Annotated in this window: 17 protein-coding genes and 8 tRNA genes; 8 read left to right on the plus strand and 17 right to left on the minus strand. The window is 41.6% G+C overall.

The genetic code is table 11. The annotated features are described in order from the left end of the window. The first annotated feature begins 68 nt into the window (after nt 1-68). Nucleotides 69-2,735 (plus strand): PepSY domain-containing protein, encoded by a 2,667-nt coding sequence (locus AY606_RS11010; protein ID WP_067868310.1) that lies wholly within the window; start codon nt 69-71, stop codon nt 2,733-2,735. Nucleotides 2,736-2,837: 102 nt separating this feature from the next. After that, a complete protein-coding gene (locus AY606_RS11015) occupies nt 2,838-3,620 on the plus strand; it encodes a YdcF family protein (protein WP_067868313.1) in 783 nt (260 codons plus the stop codon). Nucleotides 3,621-3,622: 2 nt separating this feature from the next. Here the strand turns inward: AY606_RS11015 and AY606_RS11020 are convergent, their stop codons facing one another. The 11 genes from AY606_RS11020 to AY606_RS11070 form a co-directional block, all read right to left on the minus strand. Further along, the gene (locus AY606_RS11020; RefSeq protein WP_067868316.1) at nt 3,623-4,084 is read right to left on the minus strand and encodes a DUF2750 domain-containing protein; all 462 of its coding nucleotides are present in this window, start codon (nt 4,082-4,084) and stop codon (nt 3,623-3,625) included. A 74-nt stretch (nt 4,085-4,158) separates the two neighbouring features. Continuing rightward, nucleotides 4,159-4,234 (minus strand) — tRNA-Val (locus AY606_RS11025). Nucleotides 4,235-4,325: 91 nt separating this feature from the next. Next, nucleotides 4,326-4,402: transfer RNA gene (locus AY606_RS11030), tRNA-Asp, on the minus strand. Nucleotides 4,403-4,439: 37 nt separating this feature from the next. Further along, nucleotides 4,440-4,515: transfer RNA gene (locus AY606_RS11035), tRNA-Val, on the minus strand. Nucleotides 4,516-4,546: 31 nt separating this feature from the next. Then, nucleotides 4,547-4,623, minus strand: a tRNA-Asp gene (locus AY606_RS11040). A 13-nt stretch (nt 4,624-4,636) separates the two neighbouring features. After that, nucleotides 4,637-4,712: transfer RNA gene (locus AY606_RS11045), tRNA-Val, on the minus strand. A 21-nt stretch (nt 4,713-4,733) separates the two neighbouring features. Then, nucleotides 4,734-4,810, minus strand: a tRNA-Asp gene (locus tag AY606_RS11050). Nucleotides 4,811-4,861: 51 nt separating this feature from the next. Further along, nucleotides 4,862-4,938 (minus strand) — tRNA-Asp (locus AY606_RS11055). A gap of 25 nt (nt 4,939-4,963) precedes the next feature. Further along, nucleotides 4,964-5,039 (minus strand) — tRNA-Val (locus AY606_RS11060). Between the two features lie 289 nt (nt 5,040-5,328). Further along, nucleotides 5,329-5,859, minus strand: a complete 531-nt coding sequence (elsL, locus tag AY606_RS11065) for a cell wall-recycling L,D-carboxypeptidase ElsL (RefSeq protein WP_067868319.1) — start codon at nt 5,857-5,859, stop codon at nt 5,329-5,331. 8 nt (nt 5,860-5,867) lie between these two features. Next, nucleotides 5,868-6,251: a YbaN family protein gene (locus AY606_RS11070; protein WP_067868321.1), complete on the minus strand. Its 384-nt coding sequence runs from the start codon at nt 6,249-6,251 to the stop codon at nt 5,868-5,870. Between the two features lie 96 nt (nt 6,252-6,347). Here AY606_RS11070 and AY606_RS11075 point away from each other — a divergent pair, with 96 nt between their 5' ends. The 3 genes from AY606_RS11075 to dapE all read left to right on the plus strand — a co-directional run bounded on the left by AY606_RS11075 (nt 6,348) and on the right by dapE (nt 8,761). Further along, the gene (locus AY606_RS11075; protein ID WP_067868435.1) at nt 6,348-7,244 is read left to right on the plus strand and encodes a DUF1853 family protein; all 897 of its coding nucleotides are present in this window, start codon (nt 6,348-6,350) and stop codon (nt 7,242-7,244) included. Nucleotides 7,245-7,343: 99 nt separating this feature from the next. Beyond that, a complete protein-coding gene (locus tag AY606_RS11080; RefSeq protein WP_067868324.1) occupies nt 7,344-7,493 on the plus strand; it encodes an entericidin A/B family lipoprotein in 150 nt (49 codons plus the stop codon). Between the two features lie 131 nt (nt 7,494-7,624). Beyond that, the gene (gene dapE, locus AY606_RS11085; RefSeq protein ID WP_067868326.1) at nt 7,625-8,761 is read left to right on the plus strand and encodes a succinyl-diaminopimelate desuccinylase; all 1,137 of its coding nucleotides are present in this window, start codon (nt 7,625-7,627) and stop codon (nt 8,759-8,761) included. Between the two features lie 75 nt (nt 8,762-8,836). On the opposite strand, the gene AY606_RS11090 is transcribed toward dapE, so the two are convergent. The 6 genes from AY606_RS11090 to pilG form a co-directional block, all read right to left on the minus strand. Further along, nucleotides 8,837-9,295 carry a hypothetical protein gene (locus AY606_RS11090; protein WP_067868329.1) on the minus strand — a complete coding sequence of 153 codons (459 nt, stop codon included), beginning with the start codon at nt 9,293-9,295 and terminating at the stop codon, nt 8,837-8,839. Nucleotides 9,296-9,299: 4 nt separating this feature from the next. Continuing rightward, nucleotides 9,300-13,679 carry a hybrid sensor histidine kinase/response regulator gene (locus AY606_RS11095; RefSeq protein ID WP_067868332.1) on the minus strand — a complete coding sequence of 1,460 codons (4,380 nt, stop codon included), beginning with the start codon at nt 13,677-13,679 and terminating at the stop codon, nt 9,300-9,302. A 173-nt stretch (nt 13,680-13,852) separates the two neighbouring features. Continuing rightward, on the minus strand, nt 13,853-15,925 hold the full coding sequence (locus tag AY606_RS11100) for a methyl-accepting chemotaxis protein (RefSeq protein ID WP_067868335.1): 2,073 nt from the start codon (nt 15,923-15,925) through the stop codon (nt 13,853-13,855). Nucleotides 15,926-15,971: 46 nt separating this feature from the next. Next, nucleotides 15,972-16,508 (minus strand): chemotaxis protein CheW, encoded by a 537-nt coding sequence (locus tag AY606_RS11105; protein ID WP_067868338.1) that lies wholly within the window; start codon nt 16,506-16,508, stop codon nt 15,972-15,974. 5 nt (nt 16,509-16,513) lie between these two features. Continuing rightward, nucleotides 16,514-16,882, minus strand: coding sequence for a response regulator (locus tag AY606_RS11110; RefSeq protein WP_067723813.1), 369 nt, complete (start codon nt 16,880-16,882; stop codon nt 16,514-16,516). Between the two features lie 21 nt (nt 16,883-16,903). Beyond that, nucleotides 16,904-17,287, minus strand: coding sequence for a twitching motility response regulator PilG (gene pilG, locus AY606_RS11115; RefSeq protein ID WP_067723812.1), 384 nt, complete (start codon nt 17,285-17,287; stop codon nt 16,904-16,906). Nucleotides 17,288-17,566: 279 nt separating this feature from the next. Between pilG and AY606_RS11125 the strand changes: the two genes are divergently transcribed. From AY606_RS11125 to AY606_RS11135, 3 genes are read left to right on the plus strand one after another with little or no spacing between them, the layout of a single operon-like run. Next, complete coding sequence (locus AY606_RS11125) at nt 17,567-18,208, plus strand: hypothetical protein (protein ID WP_067868344.1); 642 nt, start codon at nt 17,567-17,569, stop codon at nt 18,206-18,208. 60 nt (nt 18,209-18,268) lie between these two features. After that, nucleotides 18,269-19,396 carry an efflux RND transporter periplasmic adaptor subunit gene (locus tag AY606_RS11130; RefSeq protein ID WP_081408402.1) on the plus strand — a complete coding sequence of 376 codons (1,128 nt, stop codon included), beginning with the start codon at nt 18,269-18,271 and terminating at the stop codon, nt 19,394-19,396. Nucleotides 19,397-19,418: 22 nt separating this feature from the next. Next, complete coding sequence (locus AY606_RS11135) at nt 19,419-22,523, plus strand: efflux RND transporter permease subunit (protein WP_067868347.1); 3,105 nt, start codon at nt 19,419-19,421, stop codon at nt 22,521-22,523. Nucleotides 22,524-22,567: the final 44 nt, after the last annotated feature.

Genomic DNA, 22,567 nt, shown 5'->3' on the forward strand with positions numbered 1-22,567 from the left:
TTATCATCTTCTAAAAGTTCAGTTATAATTCGCGCTAATATCGTCCACCTCCCGCAGCTTTTTCAGCTATGTTAAAAAAAATCTTTTTTCAGATCCACTGGTTCCTCGGGATTACCGCTGGCTTAATCCTCTCGATTATGGGGGTTACCGGTGCCATTTACTCATATGAACAACCGATTCAAAAATGGCTGAATCCAGATAGCTATACCGTACAAGCTGAAAATCGGGACAAGTTAACACCTGCAGAACTGTATCAGTATTTCAATAAAGCTGATCCAGAGATGAAAATTAATAGCATCACTGTGGCCAAAGACCCGACTGCATCTTCCAGTATCAATATTGTCAAAGAAGGTGCACGTAAGGGTTATAGCATGATGATTAACCCCTACACTGCCGAGGTTTTGCCAGAAATCAAAGGGCGAGAGTTCTTCCAGTTTGTTCAACAGTTGCATCGCAACTTAACCATTGGACCGGTAGGTAAGCAGATTACTGGCGCATGTACCCTGATGCTGCTGATCTTCATCTTCAGTGGTTTATACCTGCGTTGGCCTAAAAAACACTCTTTCAAACAATGGCTCATGATTAAACCGCAACTCAAAGGTCGTAATTTCCTGTGGGACTTGCATGCCGTTGTGGGAACTTGGGTGGTTATTTTCTTCCTGATCATCGCGTGTACCGGCTTAACCTGGTCTTATGGCTGGTGGCGTAGCGGTCTGTATACCGTGATGGGTGTGGAACAGCAAAAAGAATCAAAAGGTGAAGCTCCACAGCGTAGTGCTGGTGAAGGCCGCAGTGAAGGTGGTGGAAATACCCCAAGGGACAGTGAAGAACGTGGTGGTACTGCACGTGCACAATCAGGTGAGAAAGGTCGAGAAGCTCCTGAACAAGGTCCTCGTGCTGAAGGTCGCGATAAGCCGAGTCTAAATCCAGAACAAATCAATCTTGCATTAACCCGGACATGGGCAGGCTTTAATGCCCAAGTCGGTCGTGATTATTCAAGCCTGACCCTCAACGTGCCGAAAAAAGCCAATGGCGAAGTTGAACTGAGTTTCGTTGATGCTGTTCCGCAACATGAACGTGCGCGTAATAAAGCCACATTCGACTATAAAACTTCATCCATTCAAAGCATGGAAATTTATGAAGATAAAAAGTTAAATGAAAAAATCATGAGCAGTATGTTGCCGGTTCACCGGGGTAGTTTCTTTGGTCCCGTCTATCAATTTATGGCCATGCTGGCCGCTCTGTCTATGCCCTTGTTCTTTGTCACCGGCTGGATGCTGTATCTTAAACGCCGCAAACAAAAGAAACTGACTCAAGCAGCACGTAATAGCTTGACTGCTGTCACTATTGACCCAAATGCTAAACCTTGGCTGATTGCCTATGCCACCCAAACCGGCATTTCTGAACAACTGGCTTGGCGTACTGCGACTAGCTTACAAGAAGCTCGGCAACCTGTAACAGTGAAATCCGTACAACATTTAAGTCTGGATGATTTAAAAAATACTGAACAGGTCTTATTTGTCGCCAGCACGTACGGCACAGGTGAAGCACCAGATTTAGCTTCAGGTTTTGCCAAAAAGATACTTTCATCACAAGTGGATTTAAGCCATCTACACTATGCGGTGTTAGCCTTGGGCTCTCGCGAATATCCAGAGACTTTCTGTAGCTTCGGGCATGAAATTGATGCATGGTTAAAGCGAAATGGGGCACAGCAATTGTTTGCCACCATTGAGGTGGATAATGCCAACAATCAGCAAATTCAGGCATGGAACAGCGCTTTAGCCAAAGTAACCAAACTTGAATTGCAAGCCATGAATATCGAAAAAACATTCGATAGCTGGATATTAAGTAAACGTGATCTGCTCAATCCAAACAGCATAGGTGCACCTGCATTTAATATCGAATTGAAGCCGACCCATGAAGTGATTTGGCAAGCCGTTGATATTGCAGAGATTCAGCCGGGTAATAGTCCTGAACGTATTGTCCAGTTTATGCAAAAATATCAGATCTCGGCACAGACTCAAGTGGATTCATTACAAGTAAGTATTGAGCAAGCACTATGGGATAGAGATTTAACCGCAGATGTTGAACCTTTTGCCAATATGGAGCATTTACTGGAACAACTGAATCCCCTGCCTTCGCGTGAATATTCCATTGCCAGTATTCCATCACAACAAGTGCTGCGCCTAGTCGTGCGTCAACAATCGGATGCTCAAGGGCAATTGGGCCTAGGTTCAGGCTGGCTGACTCAGCATGCCGCAATAAATAGTGAAATTGCACTGCGTATTCGCACCAATGAATCCTTCCATCTGATTGATGACAATCGTCCGATAATTTGCATTGGTAACGGTACTGGTCTTGCCGGCTTAATGAGTTTATTACATGCGCGTACACGTCAAAATTACAGCCAAAACTGGCTGATTTTTGGTGAACGTCAACGTGAGCATGACTTCTTTTATCAAAGCACAATTGAAGCTTGGCAAACCACAGGCATGTTACAACGCCTCGACTTAGCCTTCTCACGTGATCAAGAAGAAAAAGTTTATGTACATCATAAACTACGTGAGCAAGCCCAAGAACTTAAAGTCTGGGTGGATCATGGTGCGGTAATCTATGTGTGCGGTAGTATCAATGGTATGGCCAGTGATGTTGATCAAGCACTGATTGATATTCTGGGTGAAGGAACCGTCGATCAGCTTCGTCACGAAGGTCGTTACCGTCGTGACGTTTACTAAATAATTAAAGCCGATAAAAAACCGAGGCTTAGCGCTCGGTTTTTTATGCTTTAAGCATCCAATTTGTTTAAACTAACAACAACAATCACCCAGAGCCAGCGTATGTCAGACCTTCTAAAACGTAGCTTCAGTTTGATCATAGGCAGTTTCTTGGCACTGGATGGCTTATGGTTACTTTCACTCGATAAAAGTCATTTAGGCATTATTCTTCCGTTGATTATCGGTATGGGATTCATCCTGTATGCCCTATATTTTAAGTGGATTCAAAAAGTGATCCAAGTCAGTAAATTACGCCAGACTTTATGGCGTTACGCCTGGACAGGATTCTTTCTGTGGCTTGGCACATTGTTAATTTTTTTCGTTTATCTGCAATATACGATTCAGCAGAACACGACAGCACAACCCGCAGCCGCAATTATTGTACTCGGTAGTGGCATAGAAAATGGGCAACCGTCTCCAACTTTAAAACAACGTTTAGATGTCGCCGCAACATATGTTAAGCACTATCCTCAAACGATCATGGTGATGAGTGGAGGTTTAGGGTTTAAGGAACAGATGACTGAAGCAGAAGTGATGTCTGAATATATGCAAAAACAGCATCAGATTGAGCCAGCTCGCATTTTATTAGAAGATCAAAGTACCAGTACCCAAGAAAACCTACGCAATGTGCAACCTCTGCTTAGAGCACATCACATTAATCTGAATGAGCCAATTGTCATTGCGACCAGTGACTTTCATATTTTACGCGCCAAAGCCATAGCCAAACATCAAGGCTATCAACAGATTCTGACTATAAGTGCACCAACACCTGTGTATATTCGCTACAACTCGTGGTTACGGGAATACTTTGCTTTTCTTAGTGGCTGGTTATTGCAAGAATACTAAAATCAGTTCAAACGAATGCTGCGTGGCATAGGCAACTTGGTATCTCTAAATAATTCTGGTTTTTGCAAATAAATCTGATACAGATAATTCTTCATATCTAATAATAATTTTTCAGGAGCAACCAATACATTCTGTCCTTCAGGGGTTAAATCCATCGAAACACAAGTATTTTCCTGACGTAAGAAAGGGATGACTTTTTCAATAAAGTCTTTGAGTGAAATTTCCTGAATCTGATAATTTTTCCAATTATCCTTAATCAGCAACTTTGCCAGACTTTTATGTTGCCAAACTGCAAATGCACGCTGACCTGTAGGGGTAGCGCATAAAGCCCAGCCGTCATCATATAAAGCACTAACTGAACCTTGAGCAACGATTGTTTCAATGAATTGTTTATAAATGTCTTGAGCATTATAGGTATTATTTTGATTTTTTGACGCAGCTTTGCGTTGATAGGGATTTCTCATGGTTTTTCAATATTTAAAATTATTATAGTCTTGAGATTCTATGAAAAAAACATGATTTGAGCAAGGAGAATATATGGTGGGCGCTGACGGGATCGAACCGCCGACATTCTGCTTGTAAGGCAGACGCTCTACCAACTGAGCTAAGCGCCCTTGAGGAATAAAAACAGCATGGCCATTTTTATGACGCAAGAAAGAAATCTTGCTGGATGTAACCACAATCTAGCACAAGGAATCTAGAAAATGGCGCAGCGGACGGGACTCGAACCCGCGACCCTCGGCGTGACAGGCCGATATTCTAACCAACTGAACTACCGCTGCACGGCAAACTTATAAATAAGTTTCATATCCGAAGATATGGTGGGCGCTGACGGGATCGAACCGCCGACATTCTGCTTGTAAGGCAGACGCTCTACCAACTGAGCTAAGCGCCCTTAACGGGTGTTGCATTTTCGATTTTAAGGATGGCGCAGCGGACGGGACTCGAACCCGCGACCCCCGGCGTGACAGGCCGGTATTCTAACCAACTGAACTACCGCTGCATCGCAAAAAATCTGGTGGGCGCTGACGGGATCGAACCGCCGACATTCTGCTTGTAAGGCAGACGCTCTACCAACTGAGCTAAGCGCCCTTAAGAGGTCTATCATGTAAATGGCGCAGCGGACGGGACTCGAACCCGCGACCCTCGGCGTGACAGGCCGATATTCTAACCAACTGAACTACCGCTGCACTTACATAATATCGCTATTAAAGTACAAACAACTTGTTATCTGAATTAAGTGGCGCAGCGGACGGGACTCGAACCCGCGACCCTCGGCGTGACAGGCCGATATTCTAACCAACTGAACTACCGCTGCACTTAAAACATTTAACGTAAAGGCTTGGTGGGCGCTGACGGGATCGAACCGCCGACATTCTGCTTGTAAGGCAGACGCTCTACCAACTGAGCTAAGCGCCCTTTACGACTTCATCGTTTGTGTGGTGCATTATAGAGAATCTATACAGCCTGTCAAACGCTTTTCTGCCTGTTTTTGCTATTTTACGTTTGAGTGATTAAAAAATAGGTTAATCGCTATAAAAACAAACAATTTCTGTGATTTATTTAGAATTTTCTGCAAAATTTTATACATTCATACTTTAGTTTTGACTCAAAAACGCTCAAGCTTTTTGAACAATCGGGAAATAATGCTATTTTTCCATCGACATACATAGCGGAGTTGTCACTTTTCATCTTTTAAGCTGTTGCTTTAGATATTTGTGCGGATTTTACAGTCAATTAAATTCAAACCATGTTCTGAAATAAAGACCAATGCTTGCTCAGGAATAAGTTCGAACAATTCAATCACATCTTCATTGCGCATCCGGATACAACCATGTGACATCGGGATACCCATCGGTTCAGTGTCTGGGGTGCCATGAATATAGATGTAACGCTTAAATGTGTCACAGCCCTCCCCCTGATTAAAGTTCTCTTGCAAACCGCTTAACCAGAGAATACGGGATAGGATCCAATCCCGTTCAGGGAATTGGGTCGCCAATGCTTCATCATAGACTTCACCGGTTTCCTGTCGCGCTTTGAAAACTGCATTTTTAGGGGCAGCATGACCAAATTTAAGCGCGACCTTGTGCCAGCCTCGCGGTGTCTTGCCTGAGTTTTCCTGCTCACCAATACCGTTCTTAGCTGAAGAAATCACATAAAACTTATTATGTTTTGGCAAGCTTAAAGTTTGTCCAGCTAAATCAATCCAGACATCTGCCTGTTCTAAAGAATATGACATGACGGGTATTACTCTGCTTCTTTGATCTTTTCATTGGAAGGTTCAGGACGTAGCCACAGCCAAATGGAAACCGAAAGCATGGTCAAATCGGTAAATACTTTGACCAACAACGGCGCATTGGTAAACAGCATGATGATAGCGCTGAACAGCATCATGATACTGGCCAACCATTTTGCTTTACGCGGCACAGTTCCTTTTTCACGCCAAGATCGCAATGTTGGACCATATTTAGGATGATTGAGTAACCATGCATCCATTTGCGGCCAACCTTTTGAGGCTGACCATGCAGCGAGAATAAGAAATACTGTTGTTGGCATACCCGGTAAAAGTGCTCCGATAAAGCCCAGGATGAGGAAAATCATCACCAAACTCCGCCAAAACAACATCTTCATAGCACTGCCCTACACGACTAATTGCGGTAGTATAAAGTGTTTTTAGCCATTATCCGTTGTAATTCTGCACTTTTTAACTTTGCGCTGGGTGTTTCTATGTTTGCTTTAAATCAAGCTTCTGATCTTGATGAACCTTGGCTTCAATTTAAAAATTTACTGGTTCGACAACTGGCATTCTGTGTAGCCAGTCCCAATATTTTAGCTGCTATTCCACCAGAACTGGTATTGAAACATTCCTTTCAATTACATGCCAACAAAACCTGGGCAAGGCATTTTCAGAATTATCGCTCAAGACTGCTTTATTTAGATCAACATCCTCAAGAACTAGAAATATTTTTACAACAGCTTAAAAGTACCCGTTTAGGTCTGCGCTTTGAAATGTTTATCTGGTTTTGGCTGCTCGATCAAAACTATCACTCCTATCAATTACTCGGTCACAGCATTCAAAAAATCGCGGGTTCCATAACCTTGGGGGAACTTGATTTTCTATTGCTGAATACCGAAAGCAATAAAATTGAACATTGGGAAGTCGCTTTAAAATATTATTTGGCTGAACGGGATTATTCTTTGGCGTGTTGGTATGGCTTAAACCGTAGCGATACTTTGGTTCGAAAATTAAATCACTTTAGCCAAAAACAATTTCAATTTGAAGATGCTTTAGGACACCAGATTGAGCGTCGTTTTGCCGTGTTAAAAGGTCAGCTCTATCTTCCTGTTTGCCCTAGGCAGCAAGTCATTCCAACCTGGGTTAATCTCAAACGGAGATTAGGTTCTTGGGGAAGTCATCTTCCTCATCAAAATGCACATTTTTATCGTTTGCAACGACAAGAGTGGATCTGTCCGGCCTCTCATCTCAGTAGTGAAACTGCGCACTGGTGGATCAATGGTTTGTATCTGCAAAAAGATAAGCCTAATTTCTATATGTTCAGACCTGCACCACTACTTTTTCAGAATTCTAATCATCAACTTTATGAGAAAAGTCTATCTTTATAACAATTGGTTACTTTTCTACCATCAAAAACTCATATTTTTTACCTCAGGTATTATTTACCCTAAACTCACATCAAAATAATGAATTACTTGGAGATGATGATGAAAAAAATTCTAGCGACGTCCCTTATTATGGCATTTGTTTTAACTGGTTGTAATACATTTAAAGGCGTGGGTAAAGATGTATCCAAAGCTGGAGATGCTGTAACCAATACTGCTGAAAAAACTTCTGACGAAATTCGTAAAAACTAATTCGTCTTGAGTTCACATGAAACCCTATCCTAGATAGGGTTTTTTTATGGCAATTTTAGGCCAGTCATTCACATTCAAGGGCATATTCGCCTATTATAGTGCTGACAAATTTATCGACTGATGAAAATCGCATGACCTCTTCCGCTACCCTAGATTTAAGCCTGCAACTGTTACGTCAGCCTTCTGTAACACCAATCGATCATAGCTGCCAAAACATTATGGCGGATCGTTTAGAAAAAATTGGCTTCAACATTGAAGCAATGCGTTTTGAAGACGTCGATAATTTATGGGCACGTAAAGGTACTGAAGCGCCGGTGTTATGTTTTGCAGGTCATACCGATGTGGTTCCCACAGGCAGTTTAGATGACTGGAATTCCAATCCGTTTGTACCGGAAATTCGTGATGGCAAGCTCTACGGTCGTGGTAGTGCAGACATGAAAACGGCACTTGCAGCCATGGTGGTGGCATCTGAACGCTTCATTGCAAAACATCCAGATCATAAAGGCTCGATTGCATTCCTGATTACTTCTGATGAAGAAGGTCCATCAATTAACGGCACTGTAAAAGTCGTAGAAACTTTAGAAGCACGTAATGAGAAAATGACCTGGTGTCTGGTGGGCGAGCCATCAAGCACCAATCAACTGGGTGATATTATTAAAAATGGTCGTCGTGGATCGTTAAATGCCAATTTAACCGTGAAAGGCAAACAGGGACATGTGGCCTACCCTCACCTTGCGATTAACCCCATTCATACCGCCTCTAAAGCATTGGCTGAACTGTGCGATACCGTTTGGGACAATGGCAACGAATACTTCCCTGCAACATCTTTTCAAATTTCAAATATCAATGCTGGTACCGGTGCCACCAATGTTGTGCCCGGCACAATGAATTTGCTGTTTAACTTCCGCTATTCAACCGAAGTCACGGCAGATGAACTTAAAGCACGTACCTTAGAAATTCTGGATCGCCACAATGTCGACTATGACATTTCATGGACGCTTTCAGGCTTACCGTTCCTGACTCCAGTCGGTGAACTGGTCAATGCTGCCAAAAATGCGATTCGCAATGTGACCGGTATTGAAACTGAGCTATCTACCAGTGGTGGCACTTCAGATGGTCGCTTTATTGCTCCTACCGGTGCACAAGTACTAGAGTTAGGGGTTTTAAATGCCACTATTCATCAAATTAACGAACATGTAAACGTGGCCGATTTAGAGCCGCTTGCTGAAATTTATGAACAGATTTTAGAAGACTTATTGGCTAACTAAAACTTTAATAAATAAAAAAAGGAACTTATTCAAGTTCCTTTTTTTATGACTCAATACTCAAGCTAACCGTTAAAATCACAATCCCAAAGAGGATTGAATGTGGGCCAGATTAGGAATATGAAATACTTGATCGGCCATGCGTACATATTGGAATACAGCCGGATCAGTTAAAGCCTGTTCTTCATCGACCACTTCAGAAATACGTAGACGAATGGTTTTTGGCATCTCATTACACATCAGGGCAAAACGCTGACTGACATCATCGCCCTCAATCACCAAAGCCACGCCTGTTTTTTGTTCGGGATGATTCACCGCATAGACAGGTAGCTTGAGTTCATGCCATTCCACAAATGGAACTTGCGTGGCACTATCCAGTGCGGACAAGACAATATTTTGTGGTAACACCATCGCTTCTTTACCGTAACAATCGATAAGGTATGCATCGATAAACCCAGTCGATACGGTAATAAGGTGATGCAACTCTTGTTGTGTCATTTGATTCACAGTAGAGTTTGAAACACTATTTTGGCTCATTTATTTACCCCTGACTGGTCTCTAACAAGTTTTCAACATTGCTTACCAATTCCGCTTCCTGGAACGGTTTACCCATATAGTGGCTGACACCCAAGCTGAATGCTCGCTCACGATGCTTCTCACCTGTTCTTGAAGTAATCATGATAATTGGTAAATCTCGATGTACTTCATGGTGACGAACCAGATTGGTGACTTCAAAACCATCCATGCGCGGCATTTCAATATCCAGTAACATTAAGTCTGGTTTGACATTTTCCAGTTGTTCCATCGCATCGACACCATCTTTTGCTGTCACGATGTCATAACCCTGACGTTCAAGTAAACGCGATGTCACCTTACGTACAGTCACCGAGTCATCCACAATCATGATTAAACGACGTGCATTATTATGACGGGACAGATCACGCTGATCTGATACATGTTTAATGCGCTGTGTGGCTTGAATTTGTCGCGCAATGTTTTGACCATCCAGAATTAGGCAGACTTGACCATCACCTAAAATGGTTGCCCCAGCAACCACACCGATACTCGTGAATTGTTGACCAATCGGTTTCACCACAATCTGTGCACGTGAACCAATCAATTGATCGACCAGCAAGGCAATGGTTTGACCACTATTACTTTTAATTAAAAGTACCGGTAAAGAATGCGCAATATTACTTAAACGCGGTAACGGTTGATTGGAAACAAACTCGGATAAATAACGCAGTTTGTAATTGGTGTTATCAATTTTAAACAAGTCATCTTTACTATTGAAATACTCTTCTAAGGTAGACGGTGCAATTCGAACTATACGTTCAATTTGTGCCAGTGAAATCGCAAATTGCTGATCACCCGCTTTCACCATCAAGGCATCACTCACCGCTACTGTGGTTGGTACACGAATGGTAAAGGTGGTTCCTTTGCCCAGCTCTGAATCTACAGAGACATGACCACCGAGTGCTTTAATTTCACTTTGAACCACGTCCAGACCTACGCCACGACCGGAAATCTGGGTAACTTCTTTCGCCGTACTAAATCCAGGATGGAAAATCAGTTGCAGGATTTCCTGTTTATCGAGGAATTGATCAGCCTTAATTAAACCTAAGTTTAAAGCCTTCTCTTGAATCTTGGCTTCATCAATCCCTTTACCATCATCACTAAACGATACCAGCACGTCTGTACCTTGGCTGCTGATATTTAAGACAATTCGTCCTACTTCCGGCTTCTGCACTGCATGTCGTAATTGCGTATCTTCCAAGCCATGGTCAATCGCGTTACGAAGCATATGTTCAAATGGCGTCACTAAACGCTCAAGAATAGTACGGTCCAATTCACCTTCAGTGTTTTGAACTATCAATTCTGCAGGACGGTTCAAGGTCGATGATGTTTGACGCACGATACGTTGTAAACGTGGCAACAGGCGATCAAAGGGCACCAGACGCGTACGCATCAGGCTTTCTTGAATCTCGGCCTGAATACGGGATTGTTGTAACAACAAGCCTTCAGTATCACGGATTTTTTCAGCCAAGGTTGTTTTAAAGTCTACCAAGTCGGATGCAGATTCTGCCAATGATTTTGACAACTGGTTTAAAGATGAATATTGGTCCATCTCTAAGGGGTCAAAATCGGCATAACGTGAATTTTCAGAACCATGTTTTGCGATAATTTGTGACTCTAACTCACCTTCCATTCGACGTAATTGGTCAGCTAAACGCTTCATCGCCAATTCCATCTCATTCAAGGTATTACCGAGTTGTCCCAAGTCCATTTCAATACGCGAACGGTTAATTGAATTTTCACCAGACAAATCGATCATCTTCTCTACCAAGTCGGCAGAAATACGGATCATTTCATTGCTGTTATCTTGTTGCGAACTCAAGTCCCACTCACCCAACATTGCAGGTGGTTCAGTACCATCACCTTGAACAAATTCAAAGGTTTTCGCTGCAGATAATAGATCGGACTGGGTCACACGATTGGGTAATTGAACGGTTACATCAACAAATCCAATCGACTCCAAACTTAATTTGAGACTATCAAAATTACTGTAATCCCGCTCAAAGATGGCGTGTTTTAACCATGCAAATGTGGTTTGTAATAATAAGTCGTAAGCATTTGAATTAAAATGATGGAATGCAAACTGTTCAAAAGTAGTTTCCAGTTGATACGAAATGGCAGCCACAGGTTCATTTTCAACCATACGCGCACCACCTTTAAGACTGTGGGCAGCACGTTGTAATTGAAGCAGCAAGCTACGATCGCTACGTTGCTCAAACCATTGTTTTAATAAACCATCGGTAGATTCTAGAATCTCTTCCGCTTCCTCCAAGAATGTTTCTTCTGCAATTAAGCGAATACTATCCTCAGGATCTTCAACATTTTGTAAAGCAACTTCGTATTGGATTTCAACCGCTGAAGCGACTGAATCAGCTACTGGTTCTGCTAATTCATCGGCAGTGATTTCCGCTGCAATATTTTCAACTGCAACCGTTTCAACGGCAGCGTTACTCGCAGACTTACCTTGCGCAATCTCTTGAATATGACGCAAAATCTCAATAGATTCAGCACCAGAGTAATCAATGTTCTGTTCACGAATAATTTGAATTCGGTCTGAAATATCATCCTGGACTAAACGGATGATACTAATCAGTTGTGGTGTGACCGTAATTTGCTGACGAATCACACGCTCATAGATTGACTCTAATTCATGTGAAATCAAGCCGATATGAGTCGCTTGAATCATATTTGCACCCCCTTTCAAGGTATGCAAATAACGCATTAGATTATTCAGTGCAGTGGTATTGGCCGGATCTTTACTCCACGTATTTAAATCCTGGTCAATACCCCCCAGCAATTCCTCGGCTTCTTCCAGAAAGATACCCAGTAAATCTGCATCGAAATCACTGTTTGCATCAGCTGCCTGCATTTGAGCACGATCAGAGCGCATTTTTTGTGAAATCTGTGCAAGATCAAACGTCGTAGATGCTGTATTTATTTGAGCTTCAGGCATTTCTTGAACTGTAGATTCAGTATTCTCAAACTGTTCAAGATCTTGCTGTACAAAGGCAGAAAGATCACTCAATATTTTCTGAACTTCATCGCTTAAAATGACACGTTGCCCTGAGGCCAAGGTATCAAACAAATGAATGAATTCTTGATGCGCCTGTCCAAACAACTCATAGGCATAATCAATATTGAGTAATTCTGGCTTTAATACCAATTCTTCATAACTTGACTTTAGTTCATTGGTAAATCGATGAATACCAGCAGCAGCACGATTATCGGTATGATCTAATAACTGTTGAGCCTGCTCGCTTAAAGCCTGTATATATTCTGGATATTCAACTTTTGCACGTTTTTCAAATTCGAATTCTGCATCTAATAACAAATCAATATTTAGTGCGATCAGTTTAGAAACCAGACCTTGAGGATTAACATCCTCATCTACTTCAGCTGAAGTAAAGCCATAGTTATTCCATGCATTATTAAAGGTTTCATAAATCGCATCAAGTTTCTGCATTTCCCCTTGTCTGAGGACATGCAAATAATCACGTACAAATTCGGCATACTGAACCAGCAAAGCCGTTTGCTTAGAAGTCGAAACAATTTCTTCTTGTAATAAAGTTTTAAATAAATTTTCTGTCTTGGTACTGGCTTCAAAAATCTGCTCGATTTGAGCCATGGATGAGCTGCCACGCAAGGTATGTAAGGCGCGAATTAAGCCATTATAATCCTGTCTATTTTCGTTCTCATTCTGCAAGAACTGATCAATGGTTGCTAAATGCTCTTCCGCTTCTTCAATAAAGATAGCAACCGTTTCTTTAATATCATTATTATCTTCTATTTCAGCATCTATTTGAATGGATGCGTCATCATTCAGCTCTAAACCTGTCAGACCATCTTCAGCAATCAAACTTGTAGAAAGGTTTAGTAATTCTTCCAGAGCAGGTTCTAAACTTAGTTTTTGCTGTATTTGCTGCCCCAGCAACACCAAAGGACGTAAATCAATATCAGCCGGCTGAACGGTTTTAAAAATTGGGTATAATTTATATTGATAAATATTGAATACGGTTTGAGCAAAACGTTGAACCGTTGTATCTAAAGGTATTGCACCTGAAATGACCCGATTTAAACTGTCTTCCACTGCCCAGGCCACCTCACCGGAAGATTTTGCCCCTACCATACGTCCAGAGCCTTTCAGCGTATGGAAATGACGGCGAATGGTGGTCAAGATTTCCGGGTCATTGGGATTTTCAAACCAAGTGATAAATAAAGGATTTAATTCAACGAAGATTTCCTCGATTTCTTCAACAAAAATTTCTAAAATTTCTGCATCTTGATCAAGATAACTATCTTCAGGAAGCGTAGTCGTTTCAACTAAATTTTTTAATATTTCTTTCATAGCTTAGGCTTCTTACGTTTATCTGCCACCAAGAAGGGCGCTCAAACTTAATTGTCACCATCACGCGAGACCTAACTTTGAGCTTAAGTTCATCTTGTCGATGCTTTATCTGTGATTTATTGATGCACCTTACTCTCAAGTAAGGCGCATCACCCCAAAGCTTTCGTACTACCTTAATCAGGTAATTTAAAGTCAGTTACAGATTCACGTAACGATTCGGCCATATTTGCCAATTCAGATACTGAACGTGCAGTATCAAACGTTGCTGTAGTGGTTTGTGAGGTAATTTCCTGTACAACATTCATCGTGGTTGCAATATGACCTGCAGAAGCAGACTGTAGTTTTGCAGCATCAGAAATGTTGGCAATCAATTTCGCCAGATTGCTGGATACGTTTTGAATTTCATCCAGTGCCACACCCGCATTTTTAGACAAGTTCGCACCACGAACAACCTCGGAAGTTGTTTGTTCCATCGAAATAACTGCTTCGTTGGTATCCGTCTGAATGGTTTTTACCAAGCCTTCAATCTGTTTGGTTGCAGATGCTGAACGTTCCGCAAGACGCTGTACTTCATCGGCTACCACGGCAAAACCACGACCTGCTTCACCTGCCATCGATGCCTGAATGGCTGCATTCAATGCCAAGATGTTTGTTTGGTCGGCAATATCGTTAATCAAGGCAACGATGTTACCAATTTCCTGAGAAGATTCACCCAGACGTTTAATACGTTTTGAAGTTTCCTGAATCTGCTCACGAATGGTATCCATCCCTTCAATTGAACGGTTTACAACGTCTGCACCATTGGCCGCAATTTGAACTGAACGCTCTGCAACGACTGCAGATTCGGTTGCATTTGAAGATACCTGGTCAATTGACATGGCCATTTCATTAATCGCAGCAGATGCGCCGGCAATTTCTTGCGCTTGGTGTTCAGATGCTTCCGCCAGCTGATTGGTAATACCCTGCGTATTGGCAGTATATTGCGCAACTTCTTGAGACGTTTCGGTAATACGCGATACCAGCTCACGTAATTGGTCAATCGCAAAGTTAATCGAGTCGGCAATCGCTCCGGTAAAATCTTCGGACACCGTTGCGTATGAACGCAAGTCACCGTCCGCCAAGTCGGCGATCTCGTCCAGTAAACGCAAAATCGCGTTCTGGTTACGGTCATATTCTTCTTGCAGGTTAGCCACACGCTGTTTATCTGACTGACCACGTAAGTTAAGCAATTTGAATACAGCGAACAAGAAACCAAGCAAGCAAAGAATCAAGAACAATCCAGGAATTGCAATCGCAAGACTTGAACCAACAGATAATTTATTCAGGCTGGATAACAATTCATCTGATTGTGCAAAAATTGAAGAAGATGCCTGACGTACTTTTACAATTTGAGTGGAGTTTTTAAGAATGGTTGCAGATGCTGATTTCAATACATCATCATATTCCGCTTTAATGCCTTCTAATGACTCACGTAATGCAGGGTCAGAAAGACGTTCCACACCCAGTTCAGCACTACCATTCAACTGTGCTACAAGATAAGAACCAAAGGTTTCCGTATCGGCACTAAAGTCGTCTGCTGACTCACGAGAGTTATCACTACCCGTCAATACCGAACTAATCGAACGAAGAATACGTTCTGCAATGAATACCTGGTTTTTCGCAATCACGACCTGATTACTTGGCATATCTTGACGTGCCATTTGGTCAACCATCAAGTTATATTCAGCCTGAATCCCTGGAATGGTTTCACCAATGGCAATATTGGTATCATAAAGCTGGTTAATGATTTTTTGTTGAGAAGAGATTAAATCAATACCATCTGATACTGTTTTCCATTGCTTTTCAACTTCATCCAGTGCTGGAGTATGCGCATGAATATCTTTCACAGTTTCAAGATTGTCTGCAAAGCTTTTTTGAGACTGAATTAACTTGTCAATCGACTCTTTAGTTCCTGAGGCTGTTGCATCAGTTGCCTGACGAGAAATTGTTTGCGATAAAAGACGTAAATCACCAACACTACGTGTTAATTCATTGTTACGCGGCACACTGTAGAATAAGTACAGCAACAGAAACAGTGCGACGATCAGACAGAATGCTGCGCCCAAAATTAAGGGTTTGGACTTCTCACTGTCACCAAATACACGTGCTAATTGATCAGTTTGTGATTGAATCTTTGCCAATAAAGCATGACCAACCTTACGATTGCTGCCTTCACTTGTATTTTTCTTTTTAAGTTTAAAGCCCATCCAGCTTCTCCCCGACTTTCGCCATCATTCTTCAGCGCGCGACTATTTAGTTTATAAATTTAATAGATGCATTCATGTATTTTGGATTTTGCAATAAACGACTAAATAAAAAAACATGCCAGTGTTGATTATGTTGATAAAAATATCCCTGACAATATTCTTGTAAATTGCTATCTAATTCACCGTGTTTAGAAAAGAAGCTTTTCTTATTAAAGTGTTGAATCCCCAAAACTTGATCTACTACCAAACCGACATAATGGTCATTATGACTAATACACAGTACTTTTTGAGTCGGTGAAAACTGACTTCGATGCCCGGAAACATATTGAGCCAAATCAGCCACTGAAAGTAACCGTCCACGAATATTGGCCAGACCCATCACCCACGATTGAGTATTCGGAACTGGCGTATATTTAGGTGGATAAATCACTTCAGATACTTCACCTAAAGGGGCAACAAAATATTGCCCCATCATCTCAAAAGCAATGCCTGACCATCGGTTTACTTCATTTTCAGTGGTAACGTAGTTTTTGTTCCCACGTTTAGCCAGCCGAAGTAATTCGATAAATCCATTAGCTGCCATAGAGCTTATCCTGCATTGAGGTGCTGTTTAATCACATCAATTAATTGTTTTTCGTCTACAGGTTTTGTTAAATAATCACTTGCCCCTTGACGCTTCCCCCAAACCCGGTCAGTTGCCTGATCTTTGGTGCTGACAATCACAATTGGAATGTGCTTTGTCGTAGCACCACGTGCAATTTGACGTGTTGCTTGGAAACCATTTACCCCAGGCATTACCACATCCATTAACACAAGATCCGGTAACTCTGCTTGTGCCATTGTGACACCATCAGCACCATTCGCTGCTTCAATAACATCAAAGCCATGTTTAGTTAAAATCTCTTTAAAACGAAATGTTTCTGTTGGTGAATCATCAACAATAAGGATACGTGACATGCTTTTCCCCAAAAAATAAACTTATGCTGTTACGTGATTACGGATTGCGTTTAACAATTCATCTTTACTAAAAGGTTTAGTTAAATATTCGTCTGAACCTACAACACGACCTTTAGCCTGATCAAATAGACCATCTTTACTTGACAGCATAATGACCGGAATATTTTGATAATTCTGCGAGTTTTTGATAAGTGCACAGGTTTGATAACCATCCAAACGCGGCATCATAATATCGACAAACACGATATCTGGATTTGCTTCAGCAATTTTTGCCAATGCCTCAAAACCATCTACTGCGGTGACCACCTCACACCCTTCACGCTGAAGTAATGTCTCTGCTGTACGACGAATGGTTTTTGAATCATCAATCACCATTACTTTTAGATTTTGGAATTTATCGTCCATTTAATGACCCTTCCCATTTTTAGAATGTACAAACAATTTGAGTAGAAAGTTTGATTACAAGTTATAAACATTTTTAACATATCTTTACTTATCTTTTCAATGAACATTTTCCGCACACATACGCATTTTCTTATGTTTTCAATAACAGCTTCACACTTTCCATCGATCAATGATTTTTTTTTGACTAAGAGAGGTTTTTTATTCATCATTTTAAGTCTAATATAGCATTTTTATTACTTAAAAATAAGTAATTTAGTCAACTTTAAATCGGGGGTTACAATGCAAAGTCAGTTTAAACAAAAACTTGCTTTCATTGCACAAAAAAAAATGACTAGAAAATTCATGTTTTTATTTTTGATGTTTTTTCAATCAATAGCTGTTTTTGCCCAAACGCCGCCTAAAGCCACCTGGTATCGTTACTATGACAGCAAGGGTATTGCTAATATCAGTACCAATGTAACGCCGAATCACATTCGTCATGGTTATGAAGCCTTAGACCAGAACATGCAGATCATCCAACGTAATCGTGCCTACAACACCGAAGCAGATATAAAAAAAGCACCGCTACGTGCCGCTCAAGCCAGAAAAAATGCCGCAGACTTAAAACTTAAAACGGCATATACCAACAGTCAGGTTGCCGCAACCAAACGCGATGATGCATTGAAGCACACTAAAAAACAAATTGCCTTTCAGCAAGACCAACTTAAGCAGCTGCAAAATGATCGGATTTACTTTAAACGTCAGCAAATTGAACATTTACGTAAGGCTGAAAACATTCCTGCAGCTTTAAAAAATAACCTCGATAACAATCAAAAAAATATTGAAGCCAAAAAAGAGAATATTCAATCGTTACAAATGCACTATCGAAATACCCAGCTAGAATACGACAAAATCATCGCTCGTTTAAAAGCTCTTGAATAAATTGCATTTGTTAGGCCATGGGCTTAATTTATGCACTAATAAATAAAAGGATTAGCAGGCATGCTATTTGGACAGCGTATAAAAAAAACGAAATTAAGCCAGCATAAGCAATATTTGACCTATAGCACCCTCTGTTTGAGCCTGCTATTAAGTGCTTGTCAAAAAAATGAAATAGAACAACCGCGAGAAACCACAAAAAAAATTGAATTAATTCAACAAGATTTGGTTTTAGTTAAGGACGGTGTTTCTATTGCTAAAACAGCATTCACTGGCACACTTCGTGCAGTGAATCAAAGCAGCATACAGGCTCAAGTGACTGCAACCGCAACTGCTGTCAATGCTCAAGTCGGGCAAGCCGTTTCAAAAGGTCAGGTTTTAGTTCGCTTGAATAATCAAGATAATGCTGCTCGTCTGGCACAAGCCCAAGCTAATCTTAGTTCGACTCAGGCACAAGCCAGTCTGGCAAAAAACATGATGCAACGAAAAAAACGTTTGCTAGATCAGGGCTTTATTTCCAAAGTTGAATATGAACAGGCGGCTGTTGATTATCAGGCGCAACTTGAAAATGTGCATGCCCAACAGGCCAACGTGAATATTGCTCAAAAAGCCGATCGTGATGGAACGATCTTAAGTCCTATCTCAGGAGTGATCACCAAACGTGAGGTTGAATCCGGGCAAACAGTCGCTGCCGGGCAAACTTTATTTGAAATAGTCGATCCTGATCATGTAGAAATACAGGCCAAATTACCCAGTGATATGCAGGCAGCCTTAAAAGTCGGTCAAAAAATTGAATATAACATTCAAGGTAACCCTGCCCAACTTACGGCGGTACTTACCCGGATCTCCCCGATTGCCGATCCGGCAAGTCGCCAAATTGAATTCTTTGCCAGACCCATTGAAACCATTAACTCACTCAGCATTGGTTCTTTTGTCGAAGGCAATATCCTTTCTTCTACCCAAATTAGCGGCCAGTTGATTCCACTGGATGTCATCCAGAATCTGAAAGAAAAACCTTATGTATGGGTCATTCGCCAGAAAAAAATCGAAAAAGTAAATCTGGTCATTTTAGAACAACGTTATCGTGACAACTTAGCCGTGGTTCAAGGACTGCAACCCGGTGACCAAATCAGTCGTATTAAATTCAATGACCAAGACCTTCATCAAGAAGTCATAATTACTCAAAAATAAAAATAAGCACAGGATTGTTCTTATGTGGTTTACCCGAATTAGTGTCAAATATCCTGTTTTCACCATCATGATGATGTTGTGTTTACTGGTATTGGGGTTAGCGTCTTGGCAACGGATGAGCGTTGAAGAATTTCCCGATGTCGATTTTCCCTTTGTAGTGGTCTATACCAGTTATCCTGGTGCCTCCCCGGAAATGATTGAATCTGAAGTTACCAAGAAAATAGAAGAAAAGATCAACACTATTTCAGGCTTAAAGCAGATTATTTCACAATCCAGTGAAGGTCTGTCGACCATTATTGTCGAATTTAATCTGGATGTTTCTTCTACTGTCGCAGCACAAGATATTCGCGACAAAATTTCCCCGGTCACTGCTGCATTTCGTGATGAAATTCAAGATCCTGTAGTAGAACGTTATGACCCAACAGCCAATGCAGTGATGTCTATTGTTTTTGAATCCGATCACATGCCGTTACGTGATTTAAGTTCATATTTAAATCAGCGCATTGTTCCACAATTACAAACCGTCCCTGGCGTAGGAGCAGTCAATTTACTGGGGGATGCCCAGCGTCAAATCCGCATCGAAGTTGAACCACAAAAATTACAAAGTTTCGGTATTGGCATAGATCAGGTCATCAACACCTTAAAAGGTGAAAATATTGAAGTTCCAGGTGGAACTTTAAAACAGCCGACATCAGAGCTGGTGGTTGAAATCAAGTCTAAGGTAATTCATCCACAATCATTTGGCGATTTAATTATTGCCAATAAAAATGGTGCACCTATTTTCTTAAAGCAAGTCGCGAAAATTGAAGACGGCCAAGCCGACTTAGAATCCAGTGCCTATTTGAATGGTAAAACAGCGGTCGCGATTGATATTCTACGTAGCTCTGATTCCAATGTGATTGAAGTGGTGGATGCCACTTATAAAGCCGTGCAAAAAATTGAAAAACAATTACCTCAAGGCACCGTTGCTAAAGTCGTGGTAGATAGCTCTAAAAGTATTCGCGGCAGTATTAAAGATGTGGCCCGTACTATTATTGAAGGGGCAGTTTTAGCCATTCTGATTGTGTTGCTGTTTTTAGGTTCATTCCGCTCTACTGCAATTACCGGCTTAACCCTTCCAATTGCCTTACTCGGAACACTCACTTTTATTTGGGCGTTTGGCTTCACGATCAATATGATGACGCTGTTAGCGCTATCTTTGAGTATTGGACTGTTAATTGATGATGCGATTGTGGTTCGGGAAAATATTGTCCGTCATGCAGATATGGGCAAAGACCACGTTACCGCAGCACTAGATGGCACGAAAGAAATCGGGCTTGCGGTTTTAGCCACAACACTGACCATTGTTGCGGTATTTTTGCCGGTCGCCTTTATGGGCGGTATTATTGGTAAATTTTTCTATCAATTTGGGGTAACGGTCAGTGCTGCAGTGCTGATCTCCATGTTTGTCAGTTTCACCCTCGATCCTATGCTTTCTGCGCACTGGGCTGAAAAACATGATCCAAACAAACAACCAGGCAAAATCAAACGCTTTTTTAACTGGATTTCCAACAAACTGGATAATTTAAGTCACTACTACGAAAAACTGTTAAAACTGGCACTGCGTTTCCGCGTTCTGACTCTGCTGATTGCAGTCGCTTCACTTTTTGGTGCCTTAGGACTATCTAAACTGGTAGGTACAGAATTTGTGCCGGTTCCTGATAAAAGCGAAATTCGGATTAAGTTTGAAACCCCTGTAGATGCATCACTGGAATATTCACAAGCCAAGTTATTGCAAGTTGAGCATATTATTCGCCAAAATCCTGATGTACTCAGCACCTATAGCATTATTAACGGTGTAACTGACCGGGGTAAAAACCATGTCAGTATCCGGGTCAGCGTAACCCCTCGTTTAGAGCGCAGCAAAACCCTGACTCAGCTTAACAATGAATTTCGTCAACGTTTACAAAGCATAGCCGGTATTACCATTACTTCTGTTGCTTCTGCCGACGAAACAGTTTCAGGGGGTCAAAAACCTGTTCTTATTTCGATTAAAGGTCCAGAACTGGATGAGCTACAAAAAATATCTGATCGCTTTCTTGCGGAAATTTCCAAAGTGAAGGGTATTGTTGATCTGGAAAGCTCACTTAAAGAACCCAAACCGACCTTGGCCGTTGATATCAACCGCTTGCTGGCCAGTGATTTAGGTCTATCCGTCAATCAGATTGCCAATGTCATCCGTCCATTGATTGCCGGTGATGATGTAACGACCTGGCAAGATGAAAACGGCGAAACCTATGATGTCAATCTTCGCCTGACCGAAAATAAACGCAGCCTACCCGGTGATATTGAAAATCTTTATTTAAGCTCACAGAAAACCAACGCATCTGGTCAACCTATTTTAGTCCCACTGGCAAGTGTCGCCTCCTTTAAAGAAGGTTTCGGTGCATCACAAATTAACCGTCGCGATTTAGCGCGTGAAGTATTGGTTGAAGCCAATACGGCTGGGCGTCCTGCAGGTGATATTGGGCAGGATCTTAAAAAAATTCAGGATAATTTTGATTTACCACCGGGTTATAGTTTCGTGACTCAAGGTGCGAATAAAGATATGGCTGAATCTGCAGGTTACGCCATGACTGCGATTACCCTCTCCATTGTGTTTATTTATATCGTACTCGGATCACAATTTAATAGCTTTATTCACCCGGCTGCGATTATGGCTTCCCTGCCCCTCTCCCTGATCGGGGTGTTTCTGGCTTTATTCCTGTTTAACTCAACCATGAATCTATTCTCCATCATTGGGATTATCATGCTGATGGGACTGGTGACTAAGAATGCCATCCTCTTGATCGACTTCATCAAGAAAGCCATGGATCGCGGTGAAGACCGTTTTGATGCCATTATTGCCGCCGGCAAAACCCGTTTACGTCCCATTTTAATGACGACTAGCGCCATGGTGATGGGCATGATTCCCCTTGCATTAGGCTTAGGTGAAGGGGGTGAACAAAGTGCACCCATGGCTCATGCGGTGATTGGCGGTGTGATCACTTCGACCCTGTTGACCCTAGTGGTCGTACCGGTGATCTTTACTTATCTGGATGACTTAAAGAATTTTATGACGCGCCAAATACGAAAAATCATGTCATAATTTATGACATCCCAATGAGGTGACATTCAGAAATGTTCACCTCA

The sequence above is a fragment of the Acinetobacter sp. SFB genome (assembly GCF_001647545.1).
Lineage (GTDB): Bacteria > Pseudomonadota > Gammaproteobacteria > Pseudomonadales > Moraxellaceae > Acinetobacter.